Source organism: Nostoc sp., from assembly GCF_036919495.1.
Lineage (GTDB): Bacteria > Cyanobacteriota > Cyanobacteriia > Cyanobacteriales > Nostocaceae > Nostoc.
The window spans coordinates 39,426-55,235 of record NZ_JBALBZ010000079.1 but is presented as its reverse complement, the minus strand read 5'-3'; the positions used below and the strand labels follow the sequence as shown (position 1 = coordinate 55,235).

Here is a 15,810-nt window from a genome sequence, read left to right as displayed (position 1 = left end):
CCCCCTGCCTCCTCTGCCTCCCCTGCTTCCCCTGCCCCCCTACCTCCCCTGCCCCCTGCCTCCCCTGCCTCCCCTGCCCCCTGCCCTTTAAATATTGCTCGTAGGTTAAAAATTAATATCAATTAGCCCAATAAGTGGCACAATTAGAGCCAAAATATACTTTAATTAGATGAAAAATTAAGTATATACATATACTGCTGCCGCTTATGTCATCGCCCCTTGAGCGCCCGCTAAAATTTGAAATCAGACTGCCATCCTCCCATCCTCATTTATTAGAAGGGCTAGATATATGGCTGCGCTTAGGTTTGATATCCGATGCCCAAGTTAAGCAGCTATGCCGAGAATTCTTGGTGTGTACGGTGGTGTTGCAACCCCAGCCCGAAGCCGAAACAAAGGTAGCTTTTGTAACTTCTAGTCCCGTGCAGCAGTTGCCTGTAGTAGCTTTACAATCTAGTAGCCGTAGACAACCAGAGCAAAAACAAGCTAAACCCAACTTTATCAGCACAATGTTGCAGTCCTTGGGGGCAGAACTGAGTGTGCGTTGGCTGCTTTTTCTAGGGGTATTCTTGGTAGTAGTGTCCTCTGGGGTACTGGCTGCGAGTCAGTGGGAGAGGTTTCCGGCCTCTGGACAGTATGGAGTTTTATTTGCTTATACTTTGACTTTCTGGGGATTAAGCTTTTGGGCAACTAGGCAAAGCAACCTTAGATTGACGGCTCAGACATTGCTGATTGTCACCCTTTTGTTAGTGCCAGTAAACTTTTGGGCAATGGATAGCTTTCGATTGTGGCAAAATCCTTTAGATTGGATTGTAGTTGCGATCGCCTTTCCTACTCTTACTGCTATAACTGTTCTACTCTCTAAAAATCGCAGTATTTTTCCCAATTTACTTACTGGCAAATTACCTCTAATAAATATTCTGGGGCTGAGTTATCTACATTGGGGTTGGCAATTACCAGGATTTCCCTTGATTGCCGTTTATGTGGCAATGATCGGCACAACTATTATTACCGTTTATCACAATTACCAACAGCCTAATTTTATCAGTGAAGAAGATCGGCGCGATGTCTACGACGGGCTACGCCTACGCCGCCGAGCAAGTATTAGTTTAGCTGCCACTGTAATTATTTATGCTTTGATAGTGCTGCTAGTGCGGGCAATTTTTGTTGTCCGGGTAGATGTCACGCAGTTGGGGTTAGCTATAGGTATTTGTGGCTGGCTAGTAACTTGGCTAGCAGAGCAGGGGAGGGCAAGGGGCAGGGGGCAGGGGGCAGGGGCAGTAGGGGAAGCAGGGGGAGTAGGGGAAGCAGGGGGAGTAGGGGGAGCAGGGGGAGCAGGGGGAGTAGGGGGAGCAAAAGTAATATTCTCCTCATCTCCCTCATCTCCCCCATTCCCTTCATCCCTCTTACTCTGGGAAAGACTGGGCGGCACTCTACTCTTCTTGGGTTGGCTGGTTTCGGTAGTAAATTATCCTTGGCAAGCAATAGCTGTAAGTGGTTTGGGTTTGTGGTTTGTGGGAAGTCGTCTGCGGCAGTACAGTTTCAAGGTAGACTTTGCAGCAGTTTTCGTCATTGGGTTGCAGACGATTTGGTTAGGTTGGCGATTAGTACCTGATAACTTACAGAAATTAGCGATCGCAACTGGTACTCAACTAACTAATTCTCAAAATGAACCTTGGGCGTTGCTAAGTATAGCTTTATTCCCCTACATAATTTTGATGGTGGCGCTCACAGATAGTCTGCATCGCACCGAAAAACGAGAATTGGCTAAATTTGGCGAACTGCTCACCCTCTTATTTGGAGCTTTTTTAACAACAATCGCTATAGTAAATCCGGCATTGCGATCGCTAAATCTGCTATTTTCTACAATTACTCTGGCATTCGTCACTCAACGCCGCTCCCCTGCATCCCTTCCCCTGATATATCTAACTCACATCATGGGAGTGCTGACTTTTTGCTTTACCATTAATTGGTTATTACCAACCCTGAATCATCAAGTCTGGGCAAGTATTTTATTAGCTCTGATGGTTGCAGAATGGGTATTTAGTTTAAGCGAAGGACTATGGCGACGTAGTGCCTGGGACATTGGTTTAGGATTAGCCGCCGCTAGTTTTTTCCTATTGTGGATGAATGCAGAATCATCTTGGTATGGCATAGCTGATGGACAAGCTCTTTGGGGAGTCTTATGGCTAGTTACGCCTATAGCTCTCACGGGTGTTGCCAATGTCACAATTATAGAGCGTCGCCTTACTAGCCGTTACTTGAGTGTATTGGCTGTGGGAGTTGCCCAGCTATTGACTTTACAGCTACCAGAAACCAGATTAATTGGTTTGGCCGTGGGTACGGGATTGATGTTTGCAAATACGCGCTATTTGCGAAATCAAATATCTGCGGTAATTACAGAAGGATTTCTTCTGAGTTTCATTGTGGCGCTGTTATGGACAGGTGTACCTAGCTTACCTCGCCTCACGCTATCAGGTTGGTTTGTCGTCGGAGCGATCGCAATCCTAATTTTATGGTTAACACGGACAGTTTTGAACCGACGCGGTAACGAATTAGCAATTATATATGCAGCCGCCAGTGATAAATGGGCGATTGCCTTGTGTGGTTTTGAGTTGTTTGGTTTAACGGTACACTCAATACTAATTTACTCAGGGTTTATTACTTCTGGATTTTTGTACTTAGCTGCCACTGCAATCACCGTGACAGCTATTGTTTATCGCAGTTGGCGAGAACCGACAAATTGGGCATTTTATGGCATCGGTTGGTCTTTGGAATTGTTAACTGCCCAAGTGTTGGGATTTGGGGAACGATCGATAGTTAAGATTGCGATCGCAAATATTGCTTTAGGTTTAACCGCTCAACTTGTCGGTGAGTGGTGGCGGCGACGACATCAATTAGAAAGACTTCCTAGCAGTTTTCATATTTTGCCATTAATTTATGCTGCATTCAGTGTATTGCTGCGTGTGAACACCTTCACCGAATGGACTGGTTTGTATTCTTTAGGTGTAGCTTTAATTATCATTGGCGTGGGGCGACGCCGCGAAGACTTTAAACCCCTGCTGTACTTAGGAATTATTGGCGTATCAATTTCTGCCTATGAACTTTTGTTCTATCAAATGTCACAAGCTTCAGGAGGAGCATTAGGTGATGGATTGATTGCCATGTCAGCCCTTGGTGCAAGTATTATGTATGCTTACCGTATCCTGTCGCCTTGGTTAGTAAGCTACTTACGGCTGACTCCTCAAGAACTGAAAGGAATTGCCCATATTCACTGGGCTTGGAGTAGCTGTTTATTAATGACTGCGATTCCTCTTCCCATTGGAGTTAACCGTTTACTGGGATTGGGAACGGGGGTATTTTTGATTCGCTATGCCATCTTTCAGGGACGAAATTCGTCCACTTCCCCCAGCATTTTTGGAGGAATCACAATAGCCGAAATGTGGGTTTACCTTGGCTTATTAGAGGTAGCCGGGATGAGGGTTTATTGGCGCGAGACAGCAGTGGGAAAATTTTGGGCTGGGCCGTTAGTTCCTTGGAACGGTGCGATCGCTTGTGTGGTAGCCTATTTTCTATATATTCTGCCTTGGGAAAGTTGGGGTTGGTCTAAAAGACCTTGGCAGCAAGCCGCCTGTATCATACCACTGATAATTTTATGGGAAACTAGACTGCAAACTTACCCCATTACCTTGCTACTCGCAGCTGGATTTTACATTTTCCTTGCAAAGGTGGGTGAAAACATCCGTTTCACTTATGTTAGTGTGGCGTTGATTGATTGGGCACTTTACCGTTGGTTTGATTCCTTACGCCTAACTGATGCTTTATGGTATGTAACGCCAATTGGATTATCACTACTTTATATTGCTCAAGTAGATACCCAACTGAAGCTACCAGAGTACAAATCAACTCGCCATATTCTGAGAGTGCTAGGTAGTGGTTTAATTTGTGGGTGGGCAATTTTATTTGATCAAAATCCAGCCTGGATACCTGGAATTTTCAGCCTCATCGCCATTTTTGCCGGATTAGCTTTGCGAGTGAGAGCTTTTCTCTATATTGGTACAGCCACTTTTTTTATCACTACAATCTATCAATCAGTCATTTTTAGTTTGCAGTACTCCTTTTTAAAATGGGTTGTTGGCTTGCTAGTTGGCATTCTACTGATTTATATCGCCGCTAACTTTGAAACCCGTCGCGCTCAAATAACTTCCTTAATTCGTAGCGCTATTGATGAATTTCAATCATGGGAATAGGCGTAGTACCGCAAGGCAGAAATCAGCCCCTTGGGGGAAATCAAAAGTCTTCGCTCTGCACATCAATTTTAGGAAAAGTATCCTGATAGTGAAACTGGGCTGATTCCTTGCTTTAAACTCATGAACTCGACAAACTTTCAGACTTTTGATGTTACTAATTTCAGTAATCCCCTTTGGAAACGCCACTTTCTTGTAACACTTAACTACTACAAGAATGCGATCGCACTGTGCCAGTTGCGTAAGTCCTGAAAATTTTTAGCGAAACTTATTACTGTTGCAACGAATATCCGTACTGGATTACACCAAACTGAACCAAATACGCTACGGCGGGCGTCAAAAGAGGCAGGGGAGCAGGGGGCAGGGAGCAAGGGGGAAAACACCAGACGAGCTTGTACTCCGCCCCAGTATCACAAATTACGATAAAGCTTTTGTCAATTGCAATAGTATCGATTGAATACCTAGTAGTTCAGGCGGTGGATTATTTAGAAACTGTTCAGAGCTATTATCAATTAAATCATTGTAATTTTTTACTGCTGCGATTAATTTAGTTGGATTAATTTGGACATTTGGTAACGTAGTTACACTAGCTGGACTAATTGTTACCAAACCTTGCAAGCTATTCACTAATTGTTGAACTTGGTTCCCTATAGGCCCACCCTGAACGCTACTTAAAGAGTTCATCAGCCTACTGTTGGCGTTCTCTTGTAATGACCTTGATGTTGTTAGAACACTTAATAAATTCTGTTGTGTCTCAGAAGGAATAGAGTTACCTAATGGTGAAGTTAAGCTATTTACATTCAGTCGACCGATTACATCAAGAGCGGTTTGGTTGACAATAGCCTGCACGCTGCTGGGAAATACTGCTTGAACGCTTCCTCCTTGAGAAGGCTGGGTAAAAGTACCGCCTACGATGTCGCTAGTTGTAACGATCGCACCAGTGACATCTGACTGGTTACCAGTTTGGGCTTGAGCTGGTAGCGATACTTGAAAAAGCATTAAAGCTGCTCCAAAAGTAAAGCTTAGACCCAGGCGAAAGGAAAAATATTTGATATTAATCATGGTGTTTAAGAGGATTTAGAAAGAGTAGCCAAAACCGAAACCGAGAATAAATCTAGCACCATCACCAGCATTACCAGTAATATCACTAACAGCAGGAGTAATCACAAATGGAATATTTCGGAAGGGAGCGATAGAAGTACCGATTGTCAAATCTTGACCAGTCCAGTCTGCTATTAACGATATCGGTTGAGCTACTCTTAGCGCTACACTGCCAAACACATTAACAGAGTCTATACCTTTTTGAACATCGTATTCTGAACGAAAACGACCCCCCCCCAAACCTAATGATACAGTGAGAGCGCTAAAGGGTTCGGTAAGATCATTTTTCAACTGGAAGGTTTTACTAACAACGCCATAAACACTGCTTCCCCCATCTGGAGAACCGAAGGTAACTGCATTTTCTACCCCAAAAGCGATCGCTAAATTATTAGGGAACAAATGGTGAAGCTTAAAGCTAACACCTCCGTTTTTAAAAAAACCTTCTCTCAACGTCGAAAAAGAAGAAACAGCGACTTCTAAACCTACTGTTTGCTGTTCTCCCAAACCAAACCCTAATACGACTCCACCATCATCAATATTAGTAAATCGCGCCCTCGTTTGGTAACTACCTCCCACGAAAACATCACCAAATTCTGCACCGAAAGCAGTAGGGCTAGAAACAGATGAGCCAGGTACATTTAGAAGTCCCGTAATTAGCCTCAGTTTGTTTGAAGATATTGATGGCACGCGAAAACGTTGACGCAAATCTTCAATTTGGGCTATTTCAGGAGTGTTGGTTTGTGGTGGTTTGTACTCTACGACATATTGAGTTACAGTTTCAGAGGTCGTTAGTGCCGGAAGAGTTCCGTCCTTGACTAAAGCTTGATAGATTAACGCTGCGACATCTGCTCGTGTCGCTACTTGATTCGGATTTAGCACCTGAACATCGGGATGATTAACAATCAGACGATTTTGTATAGCAGCAGCAACTTGTTTACGAGCATAGTCAGGAATTTGAGATGCACCCTGAAAATAAGTATTTAAATCTGTTGGCGTTGTTGTGTTTGCGGATAGATTCAGACCACTGACCAGAGAAACTAATATCTGAACGCGAGGGATATTTTGGTCAGAATTGAAGATATTGTTTGGATACCCCTCTATAAAACCCGTTTTGTAAGCAGCTTGAATCGCGTCGTTAGCCCAATAATCGGCAGGTATATCCACAAATTGAACAGCATTGCGAACAGGAGGTTTCGGAAAACCTTTCTGAAGCATAGTGGCGAATTGGGCGCGTGTTACTGGTTGGTCTGGACGGAAAGTGCCATCCGGAAATCCTTGAATAATCCCCCGTACTATCAAAGGTTCAATGAAACTTTGCGCCCAATTACCTTGGATATCTGATAGTATTTTTGTCTGTTGAGCAACAAGAGACTTATTTAGTGGCAGATTAAGTCTTTCATTAGTGCTTGTATTCTGCTGCTGGGTTCTGATATTATTTGGCAATTTCCCCGTTAGGCGATCGCTTAATTGACGAGCCTCAGTCCCTTGCAAGTACTGAGTTTCAGTCATAGGGCTACTTGGAGGAGGGCTAGCCTTCACCGCAAAGCTTTGGCTGATAAGAGCTTTATCTGGTGGTTTGAGATTTATGCTTGCAGATGTAGCAGTCTTGCTCAAAGTGGCATAAGCGCTATGGCCTAGTTGATAAACAACTAAAGTAGCTGAAGTACAAATTGCAACTTTCCAAATCCGCATAATATAAATAGCTCTATTTCTGAAATTAAATCTGAATACTTGGCAAATACTTGAGAGTTTCAGCCTTCACTTCGGTTTGTTAACAGGCTTGCTATGAAAGTTAAAAGGTATTTGAAAAATAGCCGTTGGTTTTTAGAATCTATGCAATACGTATTAGCCCTTCTCGCTGCATTTCCCACGCCAAGGTGCTGCGTATAATCTGGTCAAGGTTGTCATATTTTGGTTTCCAGCCTAAGATTTTGCAGACTTTATCTGCATTAGCGGTGACACAGGCTGGGTCTCCAGGGCGACGATCAGTTTCGAGTACAGGAAAATCTACTCCAGAAATTGCCTTTACCCGTTCGATAACTTGCCGTACACTGTAGCCGTGTCCATAACCGCAGTTGAAAATTTGGCTTTTTTGACCTCGCTCCAAATAGTACAAAGCATCTAGGTGAACTGCTGCCAAGTCTTCAACATGAATATAGTCCCGAACCCCTGTTCCATCTGGTGTGGGAAAATCAGTGCCAAAAATTCGTACTCCCGGTTTGCGCTTGAGTGCAGCATCACAAACAGATCGCACTAGATGAGATGCCTCCGGTGACATCTGCCCTAGTCTACCTGCGGGATCTGCTCCAGCGACGTTGAAGTACCGGAGAATGACGTAGCGCAATTGAGAAGCTTTCCCGTAGTCAGAAATGAGCCATTCGCTCATGAGTTTTGAGCGTCCGTAGGGGTTAATTGGCAGTGTTGGCGCAAGCTCGGTGACAGGATTTTCTTGAGGTTGCCCGTAAACAGCAGCTGTACTCGAAAAGATAATTTTGTTAACACCCATCACACTACAGCAGCGAAGCAAATTCAGAGTATTACGGGTGTTGTTGGCGTAGTAATCTAAGGGATGAGTAACCGATTCTGGCACAATCAGACTGGCGGCAAAGTGCAGCACTGCACTAAATTGATGCTTGGCAAATATTTGATAAAGCCGATCTGTATCAGCTAAATCGGCAACAATCAACTCACCGTGTAGCACTGCCTTTGGTGAACTTGTAGAGCAGTTATCGTACACTACTACATCGTAACCGGCCTCACCCAGTTGCCGCACAACGTGGGAGCCGATATAGCCTGCACCACCTGTGACTAAAACTTTTTTGTTCATCTACCTTTACCTAACAAAACAACTCGAACGGTTTTAAAAGCGATCGCTAAGTCTAACCATAAGGAATAATTTTTGATGTAATAGAGGTCGTAAGCCAACTTTTCGTAAGCATCTTCAATCGAAGCGCCGTAGGGATACATTACCTGCGCCCAGCCAGTGATTCCTGGTTTGACCAAATAACGAACCTCATAATAGGGAATTTCTTGTTTGAGCTTGATATCAAACTCTGGTCTCTCTGGACGCGGGCCAATTAGGCTCATCTCCCCCCGCAACACATTCACAATTTGCGGTAGTTCATCAATTCGCATAATTCGTAACCAGTGTCCCACTTTAGTTATGCGAGGATCGCTTTTGTTTGCCCACTGCGCTCCCTGTTTCTCGGCATCGTGATACATGGAGCGGAATTTATAAACCTTAAATGGCAAGCCATGCAAACCTGTCCGTACCTGGGTGTAAAATACCGCTCCTGGACTATCTATCTTAATTACCAATGCTATGAGTAGCATGAGTGGGGAAAAAATTAAGAGTAAAAGTGTGGCAACAATCATATCTATGAACTGCTTCAGCTTGAGACTGATGCCAGCAGGCAACAAGTTAAATCCAGCACTAAAAACTAACCAACTGTCTTGGACTAGGGATGAAGGAATTTTGTACCATAAGGTTTCACAAACATCTAGTAACCTGTAAACTGGAATACCTTTCAGCCGTATATCCATTAACTGCCGCACGTCTGCATCAGACAAGTCGATTTGGGTTGCCACTATCACACCTGACCATGACTGTTGAATCCAGGTAGGTAAGTCATTAAGACTACCTACGTGATTTAACCGTTTGTCTATTAACTGAGTTGGATGTTGACTAGTTTCTGATAAGATAAACAATCTTCCTAATGAGTTGGATTCTAGAAATATTTGTCCAAACTGAAGAGATGTCTTGCTAGCACCTAGCATTAGCCAACGACTCTGTTGAGTGTGCGATCGCACCCACTTTACTGCTAACAGGCGCAACATCACTGCCCAGATTGTAAAGACCCCTAAACTTGGTAGCAAAATTCCCCGCCCAAAAAGCTGGTGTTGTCCCCATGCACCAGCTAAGTAAACTAGAGCAGCTGTGATTCCACCAACTATCATATTGCTGATCAAAATACGAGCCGGAGCTCGCAAACCTGCAATTTGCGTATCTGGTTGGTAAGAGTTTGTCAGATAAAGCCCCACGAGAGTTAACAGGAAAAATCCATAAAAAACCAGATCAAAACCATCAATAGGTTGACCAAATCGCAACCATAGGGCAAGAGTGAAACTGAGAACTAAGCCAAGAATATCCCCCACCAAAAGCAATATAGGCAGAATATTCTGGATTTGTTGTAACTTATTTCCTTGATTGCTCTGAGAAAAGGTGATGCTCATGAATCTAGCCTTTCCCGCATAGATAAAGTGCAAAAGTAATTAACCACACAGAGAAGTCTCAACGGGGGCTTCCGGCTTTCAGAACTTTGGTCTGAATACAGATACTAGATACTCGTAGAGGCGCACAGATGCTTACTATTCGTGTACCTCTTTTATACGTTGTCTAAAATCTAACTATTAATTTCCCAAATATTACAACCAGTTAAAAACCGTAAAAATACTCAATCAGCTTTTTAATTTAGTATTTATTGGGACTTTTAACTATTAAAATACTTATAATCTTTACTTAAGGTCTTTGTAATCCGAAAAATTACTTAAAAAAAACTTACTGCACTTAAAAAATATCTAGTAAAAATACGTAAGCAATTTCATCAATAAATGCTAACAACTTTTAATCCTTGGCTCAAGGTTGAGCCAAAATATATTTTAATTAAGCCAAGTTATATATCAACCTCTGCTTTTTCCTCTAAAACTGAAAGTAAAGAAATTCACTGCGACTGTTACAGAAACCTACACCAATACAGAACAAAATTCCTATCAACACAGCATAGAGTATTTTCGGCTTCCAGCCCCACCAAGGGGTAGCTTTATTATCTAAATTATCCAAATGTTGGTAAACATCTAACGCAACTGGCTCACCTTTCATAAATTCATAAACGTTCGGCAATAGGAAAACTGCTATTAATAAGCTCAAGATAATGGCTACTGCCTGTATATCGCCGAAGTTTTCAACAGTGCCAAACTCAATACCAAAGCGAGTGAGCATTTGCAACTTCGTCGCATAACTCTCTGGCAGAATAAAGCCATCAAAACCAGCCATACCACATAGTATCCGTTTTGCACCCTCTAAAGTTTCAGCTCGAAACAACACCCAAGAGATAACCACAGCTACGAAAGTTAGCGCCTGTGCTGCGATCCGGCTCAATCGACCGGAAGGTTTCCAGTTGCGCTGCTTGAGAAACTGCTGCCAACCGCGATCTATGCAGAGATAGATACCGTGTAAACCACCCCAGAGTAAGAATGTCCAGTTAGCTCCGTGCCAGAGTCCGCCTAAAAGCATCGTTATAAATAAGTTCAGATAGCGACGTACTTCACCTTTGCGGCTACCGCCAAGGGGGATGTAAAGGTAGTGGCGCAGAAAGCGTGAGAGGCTAATGTGCCAGCGTCGCCAGAAGTCACTAATGCCAATTGCCTTATAGGGCGAGAAGAAGTTTATTGGCAGCTTAATATTGAATAGTCTGGCCAACCCTATCGCCATGTCTGAGTAACCAGAAAAGTCAAAGTAGAGTTGCAACGTGTAGGCGATCGCAGCTTGCCAAGAAAGGAAGAAGCTGATAACTTGACCATTATCAGCCGCTTCAAAGATCGGTGTGGCATAGCCAGCAACAGAATCAGCAAGGACGGTCTTCTTGAACAAACCAATGGTAAAGACTGTAAAGCCGATAGCCAGACTACGAGTATTAAAGCGATAGTTGAGCGAGCGAAACTGTGGTATCAACTCTTTGGCGCTGAGAATAGGGCCAGCTATTAAATGGGGAAAAAAGGTGACAAAAAGTAGAAACTGAGGCAAGCCATAGGATCGTCCTTTGCCGAGCGCGATGCCAACCAGATAGGTGATTTGCTCAAATGTATAAAAGGAGATGCCCAAGGGTAAGACGAGGCCGTTAATCTTCCCCAGCGAAGCACCTAGACTGTTGATGATATCGATAAAGAAATTAATGTATTTGAAATAGCCAATTGCCCCTAGATTTAAAGCAATACCAAGGAAAAGCATTGCTCGGATAGCATTTGTCATTGATTGACTATCGGGTAGGTCAGATCGCAGACGCACTATGACTTCGCCAATTAGCCAGTTGACACCTACACTAACTAGCAGCAGTAAAAGGAATCTTGGCTCCCAATATCCGTAAAAGATCAGTGAAACAAGGAGCAGCCAACCTGTCACCAGCGAGTGGATGCTCATTTGACAAAACAAGAAGAAGCCTCCAAGAGCAAGGGGCAAAAATAGAAAGATAAACTCATAAGAGTTAAAAAGCATAATTAACAATTTTATATTTTTTAAAGATAATTATTTAGAATATTTATGATATTTTTGGTACGCCAATTTCTACCTTTATCATTAGGATGATAAGGAGTATTAAACATCATTTTTTCTTCAAGAAAGCTTTGATTAGAAGAGTCTTTAAAAAGAATACCTTCCTTTGACCAAAATTCATTGATTTTAGAGAAATAAGTTTTATAATTATCAGTATTATAATCGGCATAAAAGAGCGCCGCTGGATAAAGAGGTATAATAGTTATTTTATTATTCTTCGCAAATTTACAGAAATCCCTGAGAGAATCAGATACATCGATAGGTTCTTTCAGAGCAGGATCAATTTTTTCTAGTTTCTTAAGATCACTCGTTGGTGATTTACCTATATTACATGTTTCATCGCCATTCCTATTCAAGGTTATCCCTGTATAGCAATTTCCTGTGTTAGCTCTTTCTAAAATTTGGCTGAAAACTGCTTTTTTATCAAAAACTGACTTTTTAGTAAGGAATTCTTTGATTATTTTAATATCATTTATATTAAAACCGAAAGGGTATACCATAACTTTTAATTTATCAATAAAATTTAGTTTATCAAAGTAAACATGATCGTAAGAAATAATATAATTTTTTAAAGTATTTTCTAATATTTGTTCGTCTGATCTTTGATGATAAAGTGAAAATTCAAGGGGTATTAAAACAATGTCTCCAGGTTTTAATATTTTCTTAGCTCTATACAACATATAATCAATACCAAGCCCTGCATGAACAGCAAAATTTACTGTTGGTATACCAGTTGAAGCTTCTATTTGCTTCGCATCAATACCAAAGAGTCCATTGCTACCTGATATAATTAAGATTTTTTGTTTGACTATTTGCGATGCATACTTTTCCTTGCTTTCATAGGCATAAAATATCCAATCTTCCGTCAAAGGTTTTCTATAGTTTTGTGAAATTATCAGTAAATTAAGAATTGGATTTTTTGCAAAACAAAAAAATATTATTAGTATTGTTACCCCTAAAAAGTAATGATAACTAATTAATTTATTTTGCTTTTTATTTGGAATTTTATTTTGAATACCAGTAGCAGCCTTAATATAATTAATTTTCATGAGCTTTATACCATTGGTTTCTAAAAAATTTTTACTACGCATAAACAAAGCGTAAGATAGCTCAGTATAACAACTGGAAAAACCGAGCCAGCCTTTAGATGCGGCGGCTATTAGCAACTATAAATCCTCTACTATTAAAATAAGTGTTTAAATCTGTTGGTGTTGTGTTTGCGGATAGATTCAGACCGCTGACCAGAGAAACTAATATCTGAACGCGAGGGATATTTTGCTCAGAATTGAAGATATGTCTGGATACCCCTTTAGAAAAACCGTTTTGTAACCTGCTTGAATAGCGTCGTTAGCCCAATAATTGCTAGGTATATCCACAAATTGAACAGCATTGCCAACTGGAGGTTTCTAAAAACCTTTCTGAAGCATAGTGGCGAATTGGGTGCGTGTTACTGATTAGACCTCTTGCAAAAGTTCTAATTTTAGACTTTCTCTCTGCACCTCCCTCTTGAAAAGCTTTGAACGGAGGAAACCTCCGCTCAAACTTTTCGCTGCGCCCACCGAAGCTTTGGTCGGCGGAAGCTGCCGCTAAAACTTCATCTCTGCGTGAGATAAAAAAATATTTATGCAAGAGGTCTATTGGTCTGGACGGAAAGTACCATCTGGACTATCTTAATTACCTAAGTGATAACTATAATCTGCTTTTCCCCATTCATTTAACAACGTTGTATTACGTGCCTGCACACTTATAGTATTTCTACAAAGCATTTTAAATCCGAATAACTACTTAAATTAAATATTAATCCCTGAAGAAAAACTAGTAAAAATACGTAAGCAATTTACATATAAATTGCTAAAAATAGTATAGATAATTTCATTGAAAGTAAATCAAGCTCAAATTAGGCACTCTTCTTGAGCGCTTTAACATTTTTATTTATGCCTTCTAACCAAGAAGACCGAGACTCAGTAGATTTTCATCAGTACTGGCTGATCCTAAAAAGACGTTGGTTACTCATCGCAATTGTCATAGGATCTGTGTTTGGAATGACAGGGTTATTCACTTTCATACAAAAGCCAATTTACGAGGCACAAGGCAAGTTGCTTTTCAACAAGCAGAATGGTGTTTCTTCGCTTACAGGTCTAAGCGATCAGGTTGGACAACTCAGTGGTTTAACAAGCCTCACTAACCCCTTAGATACAGAAGCGGAAGTCATCCGTTCAAATGCCATTGTCCAAAAAACGATTGCTAATCTGCAATTAAAGAACAAAGAGGGCAAACCCCTGGTAATTGATAGGTTTATCAAACAACTGAAGCTTAAGAGTATCAGGGGTACGGATGTTATGGAGCTTTCTTACCGCAGTACCGACCCCCAACAAGCGGCAGAGGTAATAAGAGTGTTAATGGCTAATTACTTAGAGAATAACATTCGCACGAACCGAGCAGAAGCTACAGCTGCGCGGGAATTCTTGAGTAAGCAGTTACCTGATATTGAAAAGAGAGTTATAGAAGCAGAAGCGGCATTGCGTCGGTTTAGAGAAGAAAATAGCATTGTTGCTTTAGAAGAAGAAGCAAAGACTGGGGTGGAAAGACTCAATGAGCTATCAGACCAAATTACCAAAGCCCAAGCGGCTTTGGCGGATGCTAACTCTCGCTCTCAAACTTTGCAAAGTCAATTGCAATTAACTACTCAGCAGGCGATCGCACTTAGCACTCTCAATCGCTCCTCTGGTGTACAGCAAGTGCTAACTGAATACCAGAAGGTACAAGACGAGTTAGCTGTCGAGCGGTCTCGCTTTCAAGATGAACATCCAACTGTCGTTAACTTGATTAGTAAAGAACAAGCCCTCAGAGAACAACTGGAACAGCGAGTTACCAAAACTTTTAACAGTTCCCAGCTTGTGCCAGAAAAGAATTTACAGCTTGGAGAACTCAAACAAACTCTGAGTGTTAATTTAGCCGAATCAGAGGTAGAACGAGTCGGATTCGCACATCAAGTAGAAGTCTTAAGCAAGGCATTCTTACTTACTCAAACACGGTTGAGAGTTATACCCCGACTGCAACAAAAACAGCAACAATTAGAACGACAACAGCAAGTAGCGCGAGTTACTTATGAACAGATGCTGAAGCGATTCCAAGAAGTGCAGGTGGTAGAGAACCAGAATGTGGGTAATGCAAGGGTTATCTCTGAGGCTTTAGTTCCCAAAAAGCCAATTTCTCCCCGCATTGCTCTAAATCTAATATTGGGCGGATGTTTGGGGATTGTACTGGCTGTAGGAATAGCTCTGATTCTGGAAAGTACAGATAAATCCTTGAAGACGGTTGAAGCCGCCAAGGAGCTTTTACGCTATCCCTTACTAGGTACGATTCCTTTATATATTCAAAAGGCTCCAGAGGATGGTACAGAAAGTCAGGTAGAACTGCCTGTACTCAACAATCCCCATTCAGCAATAAATGCAGCCTTTGAGATGCTTCTAGCTAACTTAGGCTTTGCCCTTACTGATAAACCACTGAAAGTGATTGTGGTTACCAGCTCAATTCCATCTGAAGGTAAATCTTATATTGCAGCTAACTTGGCGGTAGCCACGGCGCAGATGGGGCGCAGAGTCCTATTAGTGGATGCTGATATGCGTCACCCACGTCAACAACAAATTTGGCAACTACCTAATTTGATGGGGTTGAGTAATGTGCTAGTTGCTCAGACTACGTTGCAAAATGCTACCCAAGAAGCACTGGTTAATGTGGAGCTATTAACATCTGGTACAATACCGCCTAACCCAGGAGCGTTACTCGATTCACAGAAGATGTCGTCTTTAATTGCTGAGGCTAGTAGAGACTATGATTTTGTCATTATAGATACTCCACCCTTAAGCATATTTGCGGATGCAATGTTCTTGGGTAAACTCGCAGATGGGATACTACTGGTTGTGCGTTCTGGTTTAGTTAAATCTACCGTGGCTACTAATACGAAGATATTGTTGGAACAGTCAGAACAGCGAGTTTTAGGAATGGTAGTGAATGGAGAAAGTACAAAAAGCAGCTACGGCTACTACTACAATCACTACAATGACGGTTCTGCTCCAACTCGCAAGAAGAAGTCTCAGCCACCTAACATTGGTGTTTCTTAATTACGTGTATATT

The 15,810-nt window shown here is 41.9% G+C and carries 9 protein-coding genes; 3 read left to right on the top strand and 6 right to left on the bottom strand.

Translation table 11 applies throughout. From position 1 onward, the window contains the following. Positions 1-206 precede the first annotated feature (206 nt). A complete protein-coding gene (locus V7K25_RS10865) occupies positions 207-4,247 on the top strand; it encodes a DUF2157 domain-containing protein (RefSeq protein ID WP_335157717.1) in 4,041 nt (1,346 codons plus the stop codon). Positions 4,248-4,367: 120 nt separating this feature from the next. Continuing rightward, the gene (locus tag V7K25_RS10860) at positions 4,368-4,496 is read left to right on the top strand and encodes a hypothetical protein (protein ID WP_335157715.1); all 129 of its coding nucleotides are present in this window, start codon (positions 4,368-4,370) and stop codon (positions 4,494-4,496) included. Positions 4,497-4,661: 165 nt separating this feature from the next. Here V7K25_RS10860 and V7K25_RS10855 read toward each other — a convergent pair whose 3' ends face one another. From V7K25_RS10855 to V7K25_RS10830, 6 genes are all read right to left on the bottom strand, one after another. Continuing rightward, positions 4,662-5,243 carry a hypothetical protein gene (locus V7K25_RS10855; RefSeq protein WP_335157713.1) on the bottom strand — a complete coding sequence of 194 codons (582 nt, stop codon included), beginning with the start codon at positions 5,241-5,243 and terminating at the stop codon, positions 4,662-4,664. Between the two features lie 78 nt (positions 5,244-5,321). Then, positions 5,322-7,037, bottom strand: coding sequence for an S-layer homology domain-containing protein (locus V7K25_RS10850; protein WP_335157712.1), 1,716 nt, complete (start codon positions 7,035-7,037; stop codon positions 5,322-5,324). A gap of 139 nt (positions 7,038-7,176) precedes the next feature. After that, positions 7,177-8,172 (bottom strand): UDP-glucose 4-epimerase GalE, encoded by a 996-nt coding sequence (gene galE, locus V7K25_RS10845; protein WP_335157710.1) that lies wholly within the window; start codon positions 8,170-8,172, stop codon positions 7,177-7,179. Then, positions 8,169-9,578, bottom strand: coding sequence for a sugar transferase (locus tag V7K25_RS10840; protein ID WP_335157708.1), 1,410 nt, complete (start codon positions 9,576-9,578; stop codon positions 8,169-8,171). The genes galE and V7K25_RS10840 overlap by 4 nt, the downstream gene beginning before the upstream one ends. 466 nt (positions 9,579-10,044) lie before the next feature. After that, a complete protein-coding gene (locus V7K25_RS10835; protein WP_335157706.1) occupies positions 10,045-11,541 on the bottom strand; it encodes an MBOAT family O-acyltransferase in 1,497 nt (498 codons plus the stop codon). 95 nt (positions 11,542-11,636) lie between these two features. Next, positions 11,637-12,839, bottom strand: coding sequence for a hypothetical protein (locus V7K25_RS10830; protein ID WP_335157704.1), 1,203 nt, complete (start codon positions 12,837-12,839; stop codon positions 11,637-11,639). 768 nt (positions 12,840-13,607) lie between these two features. Between V7K25_RS10830 and V7K25_RS10825 the strand changes: the two genes are divergently transcribed. Then, the gene (locus tag V7K25_RS10825; protein WP_335157702.1) at positions 13,608-15,797 is read left to right on the top strand and encodes a GumC family protein; all 2,190 of its coding nucleotides are present in this window, start codon (positions 13,608-13,610) and stop codon (positions 15,795-15,797) included. Positions 15,798-15,810 lie beyond the last annotated feature (13 nt).